This window comes from Variovorax sp. PMC12 (assembly GCF_003019815.1).
Taxonomy (GTDB): Bacteria; Pseudomonadota; Gammaproteobacteria; order Burkholderiales; family Burkholderiaceae_C; genus Variovorax.
Genome location: NZ_CP027773.1, coordinates 1 through 17854, shown reverse-complemented (window position 1 = coordinate 17854; position 17854 = coordinate 1). Strand labels below are relative to the sequence as shown.

General features: G+C 65.4%; 15 protein-coding genes and 1 pseudogene. All 16 read left to right on the top strand.

Going from position 1 to position 17854, the window contains the following annotated elements; genetic code table 11:
- Window positions 1-173 precede the first annotated feature (173 nt).
- The 16 genes and pseudogenes from C4F17_RS00085 (at window position 174) to C4F17_RS00010 (ending at window position 17732) form a co-directional block, all read left to right on the top strand.
- Window positions 174-989: an NAD-dependent epimerase/dehydratase family protein gene (locus tag C4F17_RS00085; protein WP_106933833.1), complete on the top strand. Its 816-nt coding sequence runs from the start codon at window positions 174-176 to the stop codon at window positions 987-989.
- Window positions 979-1869: an SMP-30/gluconolactonase/LRE family protein gene (locus tag C4F17_RS00080; RefSeq protein WP_106933832.1), complete on the top strand. Its 891-nt coding sequence runs from the start codon at window positions 979-981 to the stop codon at window positions 1867-1869. Before C4F17_RS00085 ends, C4F17_RS00080 begins: the two co-directional genes overlap by 11 nt.
- A gap of 38 nt (window positions 1870-1907) precedes the next feature.
- Window positions 1908-2888 carry a TRAP transporter substrate-binding protein gene (locus C4F17_RS00075; RefSeq protein WP_106933831.1) on the top strand — a complete coding sequence of 327 codons (981 nt, stop codon included), beginning with the start codon at window positions 1908-1910 and terminating at the stop codon, window positions 2886-2888.
- Between the two features lie 64 nt (window positions 2889-2952).
- The gene (locus C4F17_RS00070) at window positions 2953-3441 is read left to right on the top strand and encodes a TRAP transporter small permease (RefSeq protein ID WP_081268610.1); all 489 of its coding nucleotides are present in this window, start codon (window positions 2953-2955) and stop codon (window positions 3439-3441) included.
- A gap of 6 nt (window positions 3442-3447) precedes the next feature.
- Window positions 3448-4743 (top strand): TRAP transporter large permease, encoded by a 1296-nt coding sequence (locus C4F17_RS00065; protein WP_081268609.1) that lies wholly within the window; start codon window positions 3448-3450, stop codon window positions 4741-4743.
- A 15-nt stretch (window positions 4744-4758) separates the two neighbouring features.
- Window positions 4759-6333, top strand: coding sequence for a galactarate dehydratase (gene garD / locus C4F17_RS00060; protein WP_106933830.1), 1575 nt, complete (start codon window positions 4759-4761; stop codon window positions 6331-6333).
- Between the two features lie 22 nt (window positions 6334-6355).
- A complete protein-coding gene (locus C4F17_RS00055) occupies window positions 6356-7117 on the top strand; it encodes an SDR family NAD(P)-dependent oxidoreductase (RefSeq protein WP_106933829.1) in 762 nt (253 codons plus the stop codon).
- Window positions 7118-7169: 52 nt separating this feature from the next.
- Entirely contained in the window at window positions 7170-8150 is a 981-nt protein-coding gene (locus tag C4F17_RS00050; RefSeq protein WP_106933828.1) for a tripartite tricarboxylate transporter substrate binding protein, read from the top strand.
- A 29-nt stretch (window positions 8151-8179) separates the two neighbouring features.
- Entirely contained in the window at window positions 8180-9175 is a 996-nt protein-coding gene (locus tag C4F17_RS00045; RefSeq protein WP_106933827.1) for a Bug family tripartite tricarboxylate transporter substrate binding protein, read from the top strand.
- Window positions 9176-9290: 115 nt separating this feature from the next.
- Window positions 9291-10142, top strand: a complete 852-nt coding sequence (asd, locus tag C4F17_RS00040) for an archaetidylserine decarboxylase (RefSeq protein WP_081268604.1) — start codon at window positions 9291-9293, stop codon at window positions 10140-10142.
- Between the two features lie 179 nt (window positions 10143-10321).
- On the top strand, window positions 10322-10753 hold the full coding sequence (locus C4F17_RS00035) for a winged helix-turn-helix transcriptional regulator (RefSeq protein ID WP_106937388.1): 432 nt from the start codon (window positions 10322-10324) through the stop codon (window positions 10751-10753).
- An 85-nt stretch (window positions 10754-10838) separates the two neighbouring features.
- On the top strand, window positions 10839-11189 hold the full coding sequence (locus C4F17_RS00030) for an FKBP-type peptidyl-prolyl cis-trans isomerase (RefSeq protein ID WP_056590059.1): 351 nt from the start codon (window positions 10839-10841) through the stop codon (window positions 11187-11189).
- A 151-nt stretch (window positions 11190-11340) separates the two neighbouring features.
- Window positions 11341-11913, top strand: coding sequence for a nucleotide exchange factor GrpE (gene grpE / locus C4F17_RS00025; RefSeq protein ID WP_106933826.1), 573 nt, complete (start codon window positions 11341-11343; stop codon window positions 11911-11913).
- Window positions 11914-12037: 124 nt separating this feature from the next.
- The gene (gene dnaK, locus C4F17_RS00020; protein ID WP_081268602.1) at window positions 12038-13975 is read left to right on the top strand and encodes a molecular chaperone DnaK; all 1938 of its coding nucleotides are present in this window, start codon (window positions 12038-12040) and stop codon (window positions 13973-13975) included.
- Window positions 13976-14083: 108 nt separating this feature from the next.
- Window positions 14084-15224 (top strand): annotated as a pseudogene (gene dnaJ / locus C4F17_RS00015) (molecular chaperone DnaJ).
- A gap of 585 nt (window positions 15225-15809) precedes the next feature.
- The gene (locus tag C4F17_RS00010; RefSeq protein ID WP_106933825.1) at window positions 15810-17732 is read left to right on the top strand and encodes a PrkA family serine protein kinase; all 1923 of its coding nucleotides are present in this window, start codon (window positions 15810-15812) and stop codon (window positions 17730-17732) included.
- Window positions 17733-17854 lie beyond the last annotated feature (122 nt).

The following is a 17854-nucleotide window of genomic DNA, read 5'->3' as shown; positions in this document are numbered from 1 at the left end:
ACCTCTGGACGCCGCCGGCCGATCCGCCAGCGGCTTCCCGGTTTCCACGGCACCGACATGCAGCGCCCTTTCGACCTCGCCCTTTCGGCATCGTACCGGCCGCTGCCGTCGGCAAGACACCACGACGGCGGGCTGCCGGAAACCGCAACCACTGCGTGCACGGACGGGCAAAGATGAAAGACAACAAGATGAACCGCCTCCTGCTGACCGGCGCCGCCGGCGGCCTCGGAAAGGTGCTGCGCGAGCGCCTCAAGCCATTCGCCGAGGTGCTGCGGCTCTCGGACATCGCCTCGCTGGCGCCGGCCGCCGATGCGCACGAGGAAGTCGTGCCCTGCGACCTGTCGGACAAGGCGGCGGTCGATGCGCTGGTGGACGGCTGCGACGCCATCGTCCACCTGGGCGGCGTGTCTGTCGAGCGGCCGTTCGAGGAAATCCTCGAAGCCAACATCAAGGGCGTGTTCCACATCTATGAGGCTGCGCGCCGCCACGGCGTGAAGCGCGTGGTGTTCGCCAGCTCGAACCACGTGATCGGCTTCTACAAGCAGAGCGAGCACATCGACGCGCATGCGCCGCGCCGGCCCGACGGCTACTACGGCCTGTCGAAGTCCTTCGGCGAGGACGTGGCGCAGTTCTACTTCGACCGCTGGGGCATCGAGACCGTCAGCATCCGCATCGGCTCCTCGTTCCCCGAGCCGGCCAACCGCCGGATGATGAGCACCTGGCTCAGCTACCACGACCTGACCGCGCTGATCGAGAAGTCGCTGTTCGTGCCGGACGTGAAGCACACGGTGGTCTACGGCATGTCGAACAACCGCGACGTGTGGTGGGACAACAGCGCCGCCGCGCACCTGGGCTTTTTGCCGCGCGACAGTTCGGAAGTGTTCCGCGACAAGGTCGAGGCACAGCCGCCCGTCGCGCCGACCGACCCGAACGCCATCTACCAGGGCGGCGCCTTCACGGCACAAGGCCCGTTCGGCGATGAGCGCTGAACTCGTTCTCGACGCGCGCAACGGCACCGGCGAAAGCCCGGTGTGGCATGCGCGCGAACAGGCGCTCTACTGGGTCGACATTCCGGCGCGCACGCTGAACCGCTGGCATGCGGGCGAAGGCCACGCGAAGTGGACCGCCGGCGAAATGATCGCCTGCATCGCGCCGCGCGCAGATGTGCCGGGCGAATGGATCGCCGGCATGGAGAGCGGCCTGTTCTCGCTCAAGCCGCAGGCCGACAGCACGCTGGCCGCCTCGTCGCTGGCGCGCGTCGAGCACGCCGCCCCGGCCATGCGCTTCAACGACGGCCGCTGCGACCGCCAGGGCCGCTTCTGGGCCGGCACGATGCTGCTCGACATGGCGGCGGGCGCACGTGTGGGCCGGCTCTACAGCTACGGCAGGGGCGACAGCAGCGCCGCCCTGCGCCTCGACGACCTCGTCGTGCCCAACGGCCTGGCCTTCAGCCCCGACGGCCGCACGATGTATCTCTCGGACTCGCACCCCACGGTGCAGGCCGTCTGGGCCTTCGACTACGACACGGAAACCGGCACCCCCGGCAACCGCCGCCTCTTCATCGACATGAAGCCCCTGCCCGGGCGCCCCGACGGCGCGGCCATGGACACCGACGGCTGCTACTGGATCTGCGGCAACGACGCCGGCTTGGTGCACCGCTTCAGGCCCGACGGCCGGCTCGACCGCTCGCTCGAAGTGCCGGTGAAGAAGCCCGCGATGTGCGCCTTCGGCGGCGCCGGGCTCGACACCCTCTTCGTCACCTCCATCCGGCCCGGCGGCATCGACCTGTCGGACCAACCACTGGCCGGCGGCGTGTTCGCGCTGCGGCCCGGCGCACAGGGCATGCCCGAGCCGGCCTTCGGCGCCTGAACCCTTTTCAACAACCACCAAAGCAGAGGACGAGACAAATGAAATTCGCAAAGAAGACACTGATCGCACTTTCCGCGTGCGCAGCAGCCGCGCTGACCACCATGGCTGCACACGCCACCGAGTTCCGTTCGGCCGACATCCACCCCGACGACTACCCCACCGTGACCGCGGTGAAGTTCATGAGCGAGCGCCTGAAGGCGCTGTCCGGCGGCAAGCACAGCATCAAGGTGTTCAACAACAGTTCGCTCGGCAGCGAGAAAGACACGATCGAGCAGACCAAGATCGGCGCGCTGCAGATGGTGCGCGTGAACATCGCGCCCATGAACAACATCTGCGCCGAGACGCAGGTGCCCACCATGCCCTTCCTGTTCCGCTCGGTCGACCACCTGCACAAGGTGCTCGACGGCCCGATCGGCGAAGAGATCCTGAAGTCGTGCGAGAAGCAGGGCTTCGTGGGGCTGGCCTACTACGACAGCGGCGCGCGCTCGATGTTCACGGCCAAGAAGCCGGTGCGCAGCTTCGCCGACATGAAGGGCCTGAAGGTGCGCGTGCAGCAGTCCGACCTGTGGGTGTCGATGCTCGAGGCCATGGGCGCCAACGCCACGCCGATGCCCATGGGCGAGGTCTACACCGGCCTGAAGACGGGGCTGATCGACGCCGCCGAGAACAACTACCCCACGTACGAAAGCGCGCGCGCCTTCGAAGTGGCCAAGTACTACAGCAAGACCGAACACTCGATGGCGCCCGAGATGCTGCTGTTCTCCAAGCGCGTGTGGGACAAGCTCTCCGCCGAAGAGCAGGGCTGGATCCGCCAGGCCGCCAAGGAATCGGTGCCCTACATGCGCAAGCAGTGGGAAGAGCGCGAAGTGAAGTCGCTCGCCACGGTGAAGGCCAGCGGCGCCGAGATCATCGAAGTCGACAAGGCCCCGTTCCAGGCCGCGATGAAGCCGGTGTACGACAAGTTCATCACCGACGCGAAGCTGAAAGACCTCGTCAAGCGCGTGCAGGACACGAAGTAAGCCCGCCCTCGTCGGTTCGACCCGCTTCCCTCCTTCCCCCTCGGGGGAAGGGCAAAGAAAATCCATGTACACCAAACTTTGCCGCACCCTCGCACGTGCCTGCATGTGGTTGGGCATCTTCGGTCTCGTCGCGGTGATCTGCGCCGTGAGCTGGCAGGTGTTCGGCCGCTACGTGCTGAACAACACCCCCACCTGGGCCGAAAGCCTCGCGCTGCTGCTGGTGCTCTACGTCACCATGCTCGGCGTGGCTGTGGGCGTTCGCGACGCGGGCCACATCGGGCTCGAATCCTTTCTCGTGCTCGCACCCGACTGGTTGCGGCTGAAGATGGAATACCTCATCCATGCACTGATCCTGCTGTTCGGCGTTGCCATGGCATGGAACTGCGCCTCGCTCGCCGAATCGGTGTGGGACTACAGGTTGCCCACGCTCTGGATCTCGGAGGGGTGGAAATACGTGCCCGCCGCCATCTCGGGCGTCCTCATCGTGATGTTCTCCATCGAACACATCATCGCGCTCGCCCAAGGCCGCGAAGTCGAACCTGCCTGGGCCTGAGCCACCATGACCATTCCCCTGCTCATTCTCTGCCTCTCCTTCACGCTCTTCCTGCTGCTGGGCGTGCCGGTCGCTTTTTCCATCGGCCTGTCGGCACTGGCCACGCTGCTCTATGAAGGCCTGCCGCTGGCCGTGGGCTTCCAGCAGATGACGTCCGGCATGGGCATCTTCTCGTTCCTCGCCATCCCGTTCTTCATCTTCGCGGGCGAGCTGATGCTCTACGGCGGCATCGCGGACCGCATCGTCAACCTGGCGCGCGACCTCGTGGGCCACGTCCGCGGCGGGCTCGGCATGTCGAACGTGGTGGCCTGCACGCTGTTCGGCGGCGTCTCGGGCTCGCCCGTGGCGGACGTCTCGGCCATGGGCGCCGTGATGATCCCGATGATGAAGAAGGAGGGCTATCACGCCGACTACGCAGTCAACGTGACGACCCATGCGGCGCTGGTCGGCGCGCTGATGCCCACCAGCCACAACCTGATCATCTATTCGCTCGCAGCCGGCGGCAAGGTGTCGATCGCGGCGCTGATCCTGGCGGCGCTGCTGCCGGCCGCCGTGCTCACCATCAGCAACCTCGCAGCCGCCTACCTGGTGGCGGTGAAGCGCGGCTATCCGGCCGGCAGCTTCCCGGGCTGGTCCATCGTGGCGCGCTCGTTCGCGGCGGCGCTGCCGGGCCTGTTCATCGTGGTGCTGATCCTGGGGGGCATTCTTTCGGGCGTGTTCACGGCCACCGAATCGGCCGCGGTGGCCGTGCTGTATGCGCTGGGCCTCACGATCTTCGTGTACCGCACGCTGAAGTGGGAACACTTCATCAAGGCGGCCTCGAAGGCGGTGCGCACCACCGGCGTGATCCTGCTGCTGATCGGCATCTCCAGCACCTTCGGCTACCTCATCAGCCTGTACGGCGTGGCCGAGCTCACGGGCCAGATGCTGTCGCAGGTGACGAGCACGCCCTGGGTGATCTTCCTGCTGATCAACATCATCCTGTTCGTGCTCGGCACCTTCCTGGACATGGCGGCCACCATCCTGCTGTGCACACCGATCTTCCTGCCCATCGCCCAGCACTACGGCATGACCTCGGTGCAGTTCGGCATCGTGATGCTGATCAACTGCGCACTGGGCCTGAACACGCCGCCCGTGGGCACGACGCAATTCGTCGGCTGCGCGATCGGCGGTGTGTCGGTGGGAACGGTGATGCGCACCATCTGGCCGTTCTATGGGGCATTGATCTTTGCGCTCGGTGTGGTCACATTCGTGCCAGCCTTCTCGACCTGGCTGCCCAGCATGTTCATGGTGGTGAAGTAAGCAAAGGAAACCACGATGCCCGAAAGCTCACGTCCACCGCTCTACATCCGCATCCACGCCAACGACAACGTGGCCATCGTCGCCAACGACGGCGGCCTGAAGGCCGGCGCCGAATTCGCCGACGGCCTGCGGCTGGTGGACAACGTACCCCAGGGCCACAAGGTCGCGCTGGTCGACCTGGCCGAAGGCGAGGCCATCCGCCGCTACGACGTGGTGATCGGCTATGCGCAGAAGGCGCTGCCACGCGGCAGCTGGGTGCACGAGCGCGTGATGCGCATGCCGGTGGCGCCGGAGCTCGACGGCCTGCCCGTCGCGACCGTCAAGCCCCCCGCCCTGCCGCCGCTGGAGGGCTACACCTTCGAGGGCTACCGCAACGCCGACGGCTCGGTGGGCTCGCGCAACATCCTCGCCATCACCGAGACGGTGCAATGCGTGGCCGGCGTGATCGACTTCGCGGTGCAGCGCATCAAGGCCGAGCTGCTGCCCAGGTACCCGAACGTGGACGACGTGGTGGCGCTGGCGCACGGCTATGGCTGCGGCGTGGCCATCGACGCGCCCGATGCCATCGTGCCGATCCGCACGCTGCGCAACATCAGCCTCAACCCGAACTTCGGCGGCGAGGTGATGGTGGTGAGCCTGGGCTGCGAGAAGCTGCAGCCCGAGCGGCTCCTGCCGCCGGGCAGCATTCCCATCGTCGACAAGCGCGGCGAAACCGAGGGCGACGCGGAACTCGACGTGGTCTGCCTGCAGGACGACGAGCACATCGGCTTCATGTCGATGATCGATTCAATCATGCGGCAGGCCGAGGTGCACCTGGCGCGCCTGAACGCACGCCGCCGCGAGACCGTGCCGGCCAGCGAACTGGTGGTGGGCGTGCAGTGCGGCGGCAGCGACGCGTTCTCCGGCGTCACCGCGAACCCCGCCGTGGGCTTCTGCACCGACCTGCTGGTGCGCGCGGGCGCCACGGTCATGTTCTCGGAAGTGACCGAGGTGCGCGACGGCATCGACCAGCTGACCTCGCGCGCCTCCACGCCGGAGGTGGCAGAAGCCATGATCCGCGAGATGGCCTGGTACGACGCCTACCTGCAGAAGGGCCGCGTCGACCGCAGCGCCAACACCACGCCGGGCAACAAGAAAGGCGGCCTGTCGAACATCGTCGAGAAGGCGATGGGCTCCATCGTCAAGTCGGGCTCGGCGCCGATCACGGGCGTGCTGGCGCCGGGCGAGAAAGCCACGCAGAAGGGCCTGATCTATGCGGCCACGCCGGCCAGCGACTTCATCTGCGGCACGCTGCAGCTGGCGGCCGGCATCAACCTGCATGTGTTCACCACCGGCCGCGGCACGCCTTACGGGCTGGCCGAAGTGCCGGTCATCAAGGTCGCCACGCGCAGCGACCTGGCGCGCCGCTGGCACGACCTGATGGACGTGAACGCGGGCCGCATCGCCGACGGCGAGGCCACCATCGAAGACATCGGCTGGGAAATGTTCCACCTGATGCTCGACGTGGCCAGCGGCCGCAAGAAGACCTGGGCCGAGCACTGGAAGCTGCACAACGCGCTGGTGCTTTTCAACCCGGCGCCGGTGACCTGAACAACCCGTACGGAGCACACACATGGAAGACCTCAAGGACAAGACAGCCCTCGTCACCGGTGCCAGCACCGGCATCGGCGCTGCGGTGGCCATTGCGTTCGCGGCGCGCGGCATGCGCGTGGCGGTGCACTACAACAGCTCGGCGGCCGCGGCCAACCAGGTGGTCGAGACCATCCGCGCGGCGGGCGGCGCGGCAGTGGCCGTGAAGGCCGACGTGCGCGACACCGGCGCGATCCGCGACAGCGTGAAGCAGACGGTGGCCGAGTTCGGCGGCATCGACGTGCTGGTCAACAACGCCGGCAGCCTGGTCAAGCGCGTGCCCATCGCCGAGTTCGACGACGCGCTGTTCGACGAGGTGATGCACATCAACGCGCGCTCGGTGCTCGCCTATTGCCGCGAGGTGGTGCCGCTGATGCGCTCGCAGGGCGGCGGCAACATCATCAACGTGACCTCGGTCGCGGCACGCACCGGCGGCGGGCCGGCCGCGTACCTGTACGCGGGCTCCAAGGGCTTTGTGAGCACGGCCACGCACGGCCTTGCGAAGGAACTGGTGGGCGACCGCATCCGCGTGAACGCGGTGGCGCCGGGCGTCATTCAGACGCCGTTCCAGGACCGCTTCTCGACGCCCGCGATGCTCGACAACTTCCGCGCCAGCATTCCCATGGGCCGCCTCGGCGAGCCCGAGGAGTGCGTCGGCGCTTTCCTGTATCTCGCCTCGGACCAGCTCTCGGGCTATGTCACGGGGCAGGTGATCGAAGTGAACGGGGGGCAGTACATGCCCTGACCGCGAACGCTTTTTTCCAGCAACAGCAAGACCAACAACGGAGACGAGACAGATGACGACGAAATTCCTGCGCAAGCTCGCGGCCCTCTCGGGCGCGGTCGGCCTTGCATTCGGCCTTGCGGCGCCCGCCGCGCAAGCAGCCGGCAACGACTACCCGAACCACACGGTCGAGCTGGTCGTGCCCTACCAGCCCGGCGGCGGCACCGACGCGCTGGCCCGCGCCTTCGCCGACGCGAGCCGCAAGCACATGTCCGAGAGCATCGTGATCGTGAACCGCCCCGGCGCCGGCGGCGCCATCGGCTGGAACGAGGTGATCCATTCGCGGCCCGACGGCTACAAGCTGGCCGTGCTCACGGTCGAGCTGCTGACGCTGCCGCACCTGGGCCTGGCCAAGTTCAACTACGACGACTTCCAGCCGATCGCGCAGCTCAACGCCGACCCGGCCGCCATCACGGTGAAGGCCGACTCGCCCTACAACACCATCGAGGAATTCCTGGCCGCGGCCAAGAAGAAGCCGGGCGAGCTGGGCGTGGGCAATTCGGGCACCGGCTCGATCTGGCACCTGGCCGCATCGGCGCTGGAGGACAAGACCGGCGCCAGGTTCAACCACATTCCGTTCCAGGGCGCGGGCCCGGCCGTGCTGGCGCTGCTCGGCGGCCACGTCGACGCGGTGGCCGTGAGCCCGGCCGAGGTGTCGACCTACGTTCAGGGCGGCAAGCTCAAGATGCTGATGGTGATGGCCGACAAGCGCCTGGCCGCCTTCGACAAGGTGCCGACCGCCAAGGAGCGCGGCATCGACATCTCCATCGGCACCTGGCGCGGCCTCGGCGCGCCGAAGAACACGCCGCCCGAAGTGATGGCCAAGCTGCGCGACATCGCCGCCAAGACCGCCAAGGAGCCGCTGCTGCGCGAGGTGATGGACAAGCAGAACCTGGGCTACGCCTACACCGACGGCGCCGCCTTCAAGGAAACGCTGGCCAAGGACAACGAGTACTTCAAGGCGCTGATCACCAAACTCGGCATCAAGCCCTGAGCCGCGCTGAAATCCAAGGAGACAAGACCATGCAACGCCGCACACTCATCCGCACCGCCCTCGCCTCTTCGCTCGCCGCCGGTCTTCCGGCAGCCTTCGCGCAGGGCGGCGGCAACTGGCCGACGGGCAAGGCCATCACCTACCTCGTGCCCTTTCCCGCGGGCGGCACGACCGACGTGCTGGGCCGGCTCATCGCGCAGAAGCTCGGCCCGGTGCTGGGCACGAGCGTGATCATCGACAACAAGGGCGGCGCCGGCGGCAGCGTGGGTTCGGAGGTCGGCGCGCGCGCCGCGCCGGACGGCTTCACGCTGGTGGGCGGCACCATCAGCTCGCACGCCATCAACGTGAGCCTGTACCCCAAGATCGGCTACGACCCGATCAAGTCGTTCGCGCCTGTGACGCTGATCGGCACCAACCCGGTGGTGCTGGTGGTGAGCCAGAACAGCCCGTACAAGACGCTCAAGGACATCCTGGAGGCCAGCAAGGCCAAGTCGGGCGGGCTGTCGTCGGCCTCGGCGGGCACGGGCACGTCGCAGCACCTGGCGCTCGAACTGCTGGCCTACAAGTCGGGCGTGAAGTTCACGCACATTCCGTACAAGGGCAGCGGCCCGGCGATCCAGGACGCGATCGGCGGCCAGGTCGACATGATGTTCGACACCACGGTGGTGGCCGGCCCGCACATCCAGAGCGGCAAGCTGCGCGCCATCGCGGTGACGTCGTCGAAGCGGCTGGCCTCGCTGCCCGACGTGCCGACGATCGCGGAGTCGGGCCTGCCGGGCCTGAAGGACTTCGAAGTGGTGTCGTGGCAGGCGATTTTCGTGCCCGCCGCCACGCCGGCACCCGTGGTCGACCGGCTGCACGCCGAGATCCGCAAGATCCTCGCGACACCCGAGATGCAGGACAAGCTCAAGGGCTTCGGCATGGAGCCGGCCGACCTGACGACCACGCAGATCGCGGCCTTCCAGAAAGCCGAGGTGGAAAAGTGGGCGCAGGTGATCAAGGCCGCGGGAATCAAGGCCGACTAGCACGCAACGCCGCGCCCGTGGCCCGCGTGGCCAATACCGAGGGAAGCTTCCTAGGCCGCGCCCGGGAAGCCCTTTATAGAATGCCCCTCCAATTCGCATTCCAGGCCCCCACCACGTGTCCGACCGCTCCGCCGTACTGCCCCAATACCTGTTCCCCAAGCAGGCCCTGACCAATTTCGCCGGCTGGGTCGCGGGCAAGGAGCGGGGAGCGGTCACGACGTGGATCATCCGGCGTTTCGTGGCCAAGTACGGCGTGGACATGGGCGAGGCGCTCGAGTCCGACATCGAGCACTACAAGAGCTTCAACCAGTTCTTCACGCGCGAGCTCAAGCCGGGCGTGCGCCCGCTCGCGCAGGCCGACCTGACCTGCCCGGTGGACGGCGCGATCAGCCAATTCGGCCCGATCCAGGGCGACCAGATCTTCCAGGCCAAGGGCCACAACTACACGACCACTGCCTTGGTCGGCGGCGACGCCACGCTGGCGGCCAAGTTCGCGCACGGCAGTTTCGCGACCCTCTACCTCAGCCCGAAGGACTACCACCGCATCCACATGCCCTGCGACGGTCGGCTGGTGCGCATGATCCACGTGCCGGGCGACCTGTTCTCGGTGAACCCGACCACGGCGCGCGGCGTGCCCGGCCTCTTCGCGCGCAACGAGCGCGTGGTGTGCGTGTTCGAGTCGGCGCACGGCCCCTTCGTGCTGGTGCTGGTGGGCGCCACCATCGTCGGCAGCATGGCCACGGTATGGCACGGCGTGGTCAATCCGCCGCGCGTGGGTGAACTGCGCGAGTGGAGCTACAACGACCAGCAGATCGACATCCGCAAGGGCGACGAGATGGGCCGTTTCTTGCTCGGCTCGACGGTCGTCATGCTGTTCCCGGCGCCTGCGCTGGCGTTCAACCCGGAGTGGTCCCCAGGGCGCGCGATCCGGCTGGGCGAAGCCATGGCCAATTACTCCAATTTGTGAGGCTTTGTCTCACAACCCGCATGCCGCTTGCGTTCACAGCTATAAAACTAGTAGCATCACGATCCTTTGCGCTATAGTCGTCTGCCACCCTGACGGTTCATAACCACATACAAGAGAACGCGCGCCATCGCCCCTGCCCCCAGGTCGGCGGCCCGCCCAGCTTCGAGGAGATGATGTCGATGAGTACCAAGGAAAACGCAGCCGTCAGCCAGCTGCTCGCCCTGCTCGAAGCCCGCTACGCACTGCGCGTGCTCTGGGCGCTGCGCGACGGTCATGCCCAGACTTTCCGCCTGCTGCAGGACAGCGTGGGCGGCATCACTCCCAACACGCTCAACACCCGCATCAAGGAACTGCGCGAGGCCGGCATCGTCGGCCACGGCAGCGACGGCTACAGCCTCACGCTCAGCGGACAGGACCTGCTCAAGCGGCTGTCCGACCTGCAGGCGTTTGCCGGCAAGTGGCAACTGGGGCAGATCAAGAAGGCGGCAGCCCCCGCTGCGCCGGCAGTGTCCGCGCCCGCCGCTGCCGTCCCCGCGCCGGAACCGCAAACCCAGGCCGCGGCGCCCGCTCCCACACCCGCGCAGCCCGGCGACGACACCAGCCACGGCTGACGCACTACAGGCCGGGCGAATCCGGCCTCGTTAAACTCCGCGCCTTCGATTCATTCTTCTCACATCGACGCAAGGAGCGTTTCCCATGCCCACCACCCCCTCCGGCCTGCAATACGAAGACACCGAAGTCGGCACCGGCGCCGAAGCCAAGGCTGGCCAGCACGTGCACGTGCACTACACCGGCTGGCTCTACAACGACGGCACCCAGGGCGCCAAGTTCGACTCCAGCCGCGACCGCAACGACCCGTTCGCGTTCTCGCTGGGTGCCGGCCAGGTCATCAAGGGCTGGGACGAAGGCGTGGCCGGCATGAAGATCGGCGGCAAGCGCACGCTGATCATCCCCGCATCGCTGGGCTACGGTGCCCGCGGCGCCGGCGGCGTGATCCCCCCGAACGCCACGCTCAAGTTCGACGTAGAGCTGCTCGACGCCCACTGAGCGTTCGCGCCTACGGCTCCAAGGCCCGTTTTCGGGCCTTTTTCATGCCTGCGCGGCGCTTTTTGCTGCTTTTTTTCGCTTGAAATGCTTCTGGCCAGCCCCAAGTGGCTGGCTATCGTTTGTTTTCCGGCTCACGCCGGTTCTTTGAAAAATGTCTGACCCGCAACAATCCGCACAGAATTCGCAAATGCTGCAAGGCGAGCCAAGCCCCGAAGAACTGGAGGCCGCGCAAGCCGCCAACGAAGCCGATGCCCTCGCCGCACTGGCGCAGGCCCAAGGCGAGCTGGCTGCCCTGCAGGCCAAGAACGCCGAACTGGCCGACCAATACCTGCGCGCCCAGGCCGACGTGCAGAACGCCCGCCGCCGCGCCGACGAGGAAGTCTCCAAGGCCCGCAAGTTCGCCGTCGAGGCCTTTGCCGAAAGCCTGCTGCCGGTGACCGACAGCCTCGAAGCCGGCCTGGCCGTCAAGGACGCCACGCCCGAGCAGATCCGCGAAGGCGCCGAAGCCACGCTGCGCCAGCTCAAGAGCGCGCTCGAACGCAACAAGGTGATCGAAGTGGCTCCCGCCCCCGGCACCAAGTTCGACCCGCACCAGCACCAGGCCATCTCGGTGGTGCCCGCCGACCAGGAGCCGAACACGGTGGTGACCGTCCTGCAGAAGGGCTACACCATCAACGAGCGCGTGCTGCGCCCGGCGCTGGTCACGGTCAGCGCGCCGAAGTAATCGGCCCCAGCCAACACCCGCACACAAGATTCCCACAGGAAATCCCCGCTTCATGCCTTGAATCGCGACGGGTTATCCACAAGTTCATAACAACATATTTTTCAGGCTTTCAGGAGTAAAGAACATGGCAAAGATCATCGGCATCGACCTCGGCACCACCAACTCGTGCGTGTCGATCATGGAAGGCAACACCACGCGTGTGATCGAGAACTCGGAAGGTGCGCGCACCACGCCGTCGATCGTCGCGTACCAGGAAGACGGTGAAGTGCTGGTCGGTGCCTCGGCCAAGCGCCAGGCCGTCACCAACCCCAAGAACACGCTGTACGCGATCAAGCGCCTGATCGGGCGTAAGTTCGAGGAAAAGGAAGTCCAGAAGGACATCGACCTGATGCCCTACACCATCGCCAAGGCCGACAACGGCGACGCATGGGTGGAAGTGCGCGGCAAGAAGATGGCCCCGCAGCAGGTCAGCGCCGACATCCTGCGCAAGATGAAGAAGACCGCCGAAGACTACCTCGGCGAGACCGTGACCGAAGCCGTGATCACGGTGCCGGCCTACTTCAACGACGCCCAGCGCCAGGCCACCAAGGACGCCGGCCGCATCGCGGGCCTCGACGTCAAGCGCATCATCAACGAGCCCACCGCTGCCGCCCTGGCCTTCGGCCTGGACAAGCAGGACAAGGCCGACCGCAAGATCGCCGTGTATGACCTCGGCGGCGGTACCTTCGACGTGTCGATCATCGAGATCGCCGACGTCGACGGCGAAAAGCAGTTCGAAGTGCTGTCGACCAACGGCGACACCTTCCTGGGCGGCGAAGACTTCGACCAGCGCATCATCGACTACATCATCGGCGAGTTCAAAAAGGAACAGGGCGTCGACCTGAGCAAGGACGTGCTGGCCCTGCAGCGCCTGAAGGAAGCCGCTGAAAAGGCCAAGATCGAACTGTCGAACAGCGCGCAGACCGACATCAACCTGCCCTACATCACTGCCGATGCCACGGGTCCGAAGCACCTGAACATCAAGCTCACCCGCGCCAAGCTCGAAAGCCTGGTCGACGAGCTGATCGAGCGCACCATCGCTCCCTGCCGCCTGGCCATCAAGGACGCCGGCATCAGCGTGGGCGACATCAACGACGTGATCCTGGTCGGCGGCATGACCCGCATGCCCAAGGTGCAGGACAAGGTGAAGGCCTTCTTCGGCAAGGAACCGCGCAAGGACGTGAACCCCGACGAAGCCGTGGCCGTCGGCGCCGCCATCCAGGGCCAGGTGCTCTCGGGCGACCGCAAGGACGTGCTGCTGCTCGACGTGACCCCGCTGTCGCTGGGCATCGAGACCATGGGCGGCGTGATGACGAAGATGATCGCCAAGAACACGACCATCCCGACGAAGTTCGCGCAGACCTTCTCGACCGCCGAGGACAACCAGCCGGCCGTGACCATCAAGGTGTTCCAGGGCGAGCGCGACATCGCCTCGGGCAACAAGCTGCTCGGCGAGTTCAACCTCGAAGGCATTCCGCCGGCATCGCGCGGCACGCCGCAGATCGAGGTGAGCTTCGACATCGACGCCAACGGCATCCTGCACGTCGGCGCCAAGGACAAGGGCACCGGCAAGGAAAACAAGATCACCATCAAGGCGAACTCGGGCCTGAGCGAAGACGAGATCCAGAAGATGGTGAAGGACGCCGAGCTGAACGCGGCCGACGACAAGAAGAAGCTTGAGATCGTGCAGGCCCGCAACCAGGGCGAAGCCATGGTCCACAGCGTGAAGAAGTCGCTTGGCGAGCACGGCGCGAGCCTGGAAGCCGCCGAGAAGGACGCGATCGAAGCCGCGATCAAGGACCTGGAAGAAGCCCTCAAAGGTGAAGACAAGGCCGCGATCGAGGAAAAGACCAACACGCTGATGACCGCGAGCCAGAAGCTCGGCGAGAAGATGTATGCCGAATCGCAGGCCGCGGCCGGCGCCTCGGCAGCTTCGGGTCCGGCGGGCGCGGAAGCCGGCGCACATGCGCAGGCCGACGACAACGTGGTCGACGCCGAAGTCAAGGAAGTCAAGAAGGGCTGATCTTCAGACCCTTCGGCAAGGCTGGAACACCTGCGCAGGTGCTCCAGCCTTTCTCGCTTCAAGTTACCCGAGTTCCCGCTGCTTCCCTGATCTGCTGACCGACCTGCCATGGCCACCAAACGCGACTACTACGAAACCCTCGGCGTCCCCAAGAACGCGAGCGAGGACGAAATCAAGAAGGCTTATCGCAAGCTCGCGATGAAGCACCACCCGGACCGCAACCACGGCGACACCGCAAAGGACGCCGAGGCCAAGTTCAAGGAGGTGAAGGAAGCCTACGAAATGCTGTCCGACGGACAGAAGCGCGCAGCCTACGACCAGTACGGCCACGCCGGCGTCGACCCCAACATGCGCGGCGGTCCGGGCGCGGAAGGCTTCGGCGGCTTCGCGGAAGCCTTCGGCGACATCTTCGGCGACGTGTTCGGCGGCGGCGGCCGCGGCCGCACCAGCAGCGGGCGCCAGGTGTTCCGCGGCAGCGACCTCAGCTACGCGATGGAGATCACGCTCGAGGAAGCCGCGGAAGGCAAGACGACCGAGATCCGCATCCCGACCTGGGACGAGTGCGACACCTGCCACGGCTCGGGCGCAAAGCCCGGCACCAAGCCCATCACCTGCACCACCTGCCACGGCGCGGGCGCGGTGCAGATGCGCCAGGGCTTCTTCAGCGTGCAGCAGACCTGCCCCACCTGCCACGGCAGCGGCAAGATCATTCCCGAGCCCTGCACCCGCGTGCCACGGCCAGGGCAAGATCAAGCGCAACAAGACGCTCGAAGTGAAGATCCGCGCGGGCATCGACGACGGCCAGCGCATGCGCGTCACCGGCAGCGGCGAACCGGGCGTCAACGGCGGCCCGCCGGGCGACCTGTACATCGAGATCCGCCTCAAGAAGCACGACATCTTCGAGCGCGATGGCGACAACCTGCACTGCGTGGTGCCGGTGAGCATGACCACGGCAGCGCTGGGCGGCGAGATCAACGTGCCCACGCTCAAGGGCGCGGCAGCCATCGACATTCCCGAAGGCACGCAGAGCGGCAAGCAGTTCCGCCTGCGCGGCAAGGGCATCAAGGGCGTGAACTCGAGCTACCCCGGCGACCTGTACTGCCACGTGCGCGTAGAGACGCCCGTGAAGCTCACCGAGTTCCAGCGCAAGCTGCTGAAGGACCTCGACGACTCCCTCAAGAAGGGCGGCGAGAAGCACAGCCCGACCGACAAGGGATGGTTCGACAAGGCGAAGGAGTTCTTCAGCTGAACTCGATGCCGCTGCGGTGACATGACCGCACCACATCCACGACAAGGGCCGCGATCGCGGCCCTTTGTCTTTCATGGATCACCAAGTTGGTGCGGGCACGGGCAGCGTTCCCACGCCAGTTGGCGCAAACCGCCTATCGCGAGGTGGCGCAAGGATTGCTTTTATATTTTTTTGTTAGAGCAATAAACCAAACGGCAGATCGCGCGTTATTGCAGAAGAAGGCAGGTTTTTTTGAGACTTGAAGCTCAATAGGTGAGTTTTTCCCGGAGAAAAATCAAAAATGGCCAATGGCCGTTCGACATAGACGTTTTCACCCGGAGAAAATCAAAAAGTCAGCCCTTGAATTTAGCCGAAATCCGGAAATTTGTTCCTTGTTTTTCGCGGAACTTTACTTGATAGCGTGGTTCTGAATTAACAAATGATTTGCCGGGTTCAATCTTTGCTTTATGCTGATTGTTAGCAGATTGTTGTAAGGGAGTTTTCCGCGGCATGCAGCCAAGGGCAGGCACACCTTAAATGTTGCGCAAAGCCTTTGTTGCACGCCATCGGGCCAAAAGCCCACTGACTCTTGATGGAGGCGTGACCATGGATGTGATCAGCAACTTTGCCGCCCGCTACGAGCGCACACGCGAGGAAGTCATCTCGCTGCAGGACTACCTTGACATCTGCAAGCGCGATCCCACCGCGTATGCCACGGCCTCCGAGCGAATGCTCAAGGCTATCGGCGAGCCGGAGTTGGTAGACACGCGCAACGACCCCCGTCTGTCGCGCATCTTCGCCAACAAGGTCATCAAGATCTACCCGGCGTTCAAGGAGTTCTACGGCATGGAAGACGCCATAGAACAGGTGGTGTCCTATTTCCGCCACGCCGCGCAGGGACTGGAAGAAAAGAAGCAGATCCTTTACCTGCTGGGCCCGGTGGGTGGCGGCAAGAGCTCCATCGCGGAGCGCCTGAAGCAGCTCATGGAGCACGTGCCCTTCTATGCGATCCAGGGTTCGCCGGTCAACGAATCCCCGCTCGGCCTCTTCGACGCGCTAGAAGACGGCGAGATCCTCGAAAAGGAATACGGCATCCCCCGCCGCTACCTGAACCGGATTCTCTCGCCCTGGGCCGTCAAGCGGCTCGAGGAGTACGGCGGCGACATCCGCCAGTTCAAGGTCGTCAAGCGCTACCCGTCGGTGCTGCGGCAGATCGCCGTCGCCAAGACCGAGCCCGGCGACGAGAACAACCAGGACATCTCCTCGCTGGTCGGCAAGGTCGACATCCGCAAGCTCGAGACCTACGCCCAGGACGACCCCGACGCATACGCCTACTCCGGCGGCCTGTGCCTGGCCAACCAGGGGCTGCTGGAATTCGTGGAAATGTTCAAGGCGCCCATCAAGGTGCTGCATCCGCTGCTCACGGCCACGCAGGAAAGCAACTTCAAGGGCACCGAAGGCTTCGGCGCCATCCCCTTCGACGGCATCGTGCTCGCGCACAGCAACGAGAGCGAGTGGAAGGCCTTCCGCAACAACAAGAACAACGAGGCTTTCCTCGACCGGATTTACATCGTCAAGGTGCCCTACTGCCTGCGCGCCTCCGAAGAGATCAAGATCTACGAGAAGCTCGTGCGCAATTCGTCGCTCGCCAAGGCACCCTGCGCGCCGGGAACGCTGCGCATGATGGCCCAGCTCTCGGTGCTCACGCGCCTGAAGGAGCCCGAGAACTCCAGCACCTTCAGCAAGATGCAGGTGTACGACGGCGAGAACCTCAAGGACACCGATCCCAAGGCCAAGTCGATCCAGGAGTACCGCGACTACGCGGGCGTCGACGAGGGCATGAGCGGCGTTTCCACGCGCTTCGCCTTCAAGATCATCTCCAAGGTCTTCAACTTCGACAGCTCCGAAGTGGCCGCGAACCCGGTGCACCTGATGTACGTGCTCGAGCAGCAGATCGAGCGCGAGCAGTTCGCCCCCGAGGTCGAGCAGAAGTACATCAGCTACATCAAGGAGCTGCTGGCGCCGCGCTATGCCGAGTTCATCGGCAAGGAAATCCAGACCGCCTACCTGGAGAGCTACAGCGAGTACGGCCAGAACATATTCGACCGCTACGTGACCTACGCCGACTACTGGATCCAGGACCAGGAGTTCCGCGACGTCGACACCGGCGAAGTGTTCGACCGCGCCTCGCTCAACGCCGAACTCGAGAAGATCGAGCGGCCTGCAGGCATCGGCAACCCGAAGGACTTCCGCAACGAGATCGTCAACTTCGTGCTGCGCGCACGGGCCGGCAACGCGGGGCGCAACCCGGCGTGGACCAGCTACGAGAAGCTGCGCGCGGTGATCGAGAAGAAGATGTTCTCCAACACCGAAGAACTCCTGCCGGTCATCAGCTTCAACACCAAGAGCAGCGCCGACGAGCAGAAGAAGCACGAGGACTTCGTGACGCGCATGGTGGAGAAGGGCTACACCGCCAAGCAGGTGCGCCTGCTCTGCGAGTGGTATCTGCGGGTGCGCAAGAGCTCTTGATATGGCACACCCCCAGGCTTCGCGCACTTCGTGTCGCTTCGCCAACCCCCTTGCAGGGGGCAACGCCAGCGGCCCGGCAAAGCCGGTTCCACGGCGTTTCACGAAGGAACGCGTGATCCGTC

Coding starts and splice junctions, on each gene's coding strand:
- C4F17_RS00085 (WP_106933833.1), top strand. CDS start 174: ATGAAAGACAACAAGATGAACCGCCTCCTGCTGACCGGCGCCGCCGGC.
- C4F17_RS00080 (WP_106933832.1), top strand. CDS start 979: ATGAGCGCTGAACTCGTTCTCGACGCGCGCAACGGCACCGGCGAAAGC.
- C4F17_RS00075 (WP_106933831.1), top strand. CDS start 1,908: ATGAAATTCGCAAAGAAGACACTGATCGCACTTTCCGCGTGCGCAGCA.
- C4F17_RS00070 (WP_081268610.1), top strand. CDS start 2,953: ATGTACACCAAACTTTGCCGCACCCTCGCACGTGCCTGCATGTGGTTG.
- C4F17_RS00065 (WP_081268609.1), top strand. CDS start 3,448: ATGACCATTCCCCTGCTCATTCTCTGCCTCTCCTTCACGCTCTTCCTG.
- garD (WP_106933830.1), top strand. CDS start 4,759: ATGCCCGAAAGCTCACGTCCACCGCTCTACATCCGCATCCACGCCAAC.
- C4F17_RS00055 (WP_106933829.1), top strand. CDS start 6,356: ATGGAAGACCTCAAGGACAAGACAGCCCTCGTCACCGGTGCCAGCACC.
- C4F17_RS00050 (WP_106933828.1), top strand. CDS start 7,170: ATGACGACGAAATTCCTGCGCAAGCTCGCGGCCCTCTCGGGCGCGGTC.
- C4F17_RS00045 (WP_106933827.1), top strand. CDS start 8,180: ATGCAACGCCGCACACTCATCCGCACCGCCCTCGCCTCTTCGCTCGCC.
- C4F17_RS00035 (WP_106937388.1), top strand. CDS start 10,322: ATGAGTACCAAGGAAAACGCAGCCGTCAGCCAGCTGCTCGCCCTGCTC.
- C4F17_RS00030 (WP_056590059.1), top strand. CDS start 10,839: ATGCCCACCACCCCCTCCGGCCTGCAATACGAAGACACCGAAGTCGGC.
- grpE (WP_106933826.1), top strand. CDS start 11,341: ATGTCTGACCCGCAACAATCCGCACAGAATTCGCAAATGCTGCAAGGC.
- dnaK (WP_081268602.1), top strand. CDS start 12,038: ATGGCAAAGATCATCGGCATCGACCTCGGCACCACCAACTCGTGCGTG.
- C4F17_RS00010 (WP_106933825.1), top strand. CDS start 15,810: ATGGATGTGATCAGCAACTTTGCCGCCCGCTACGAGCGCACACGCGAG.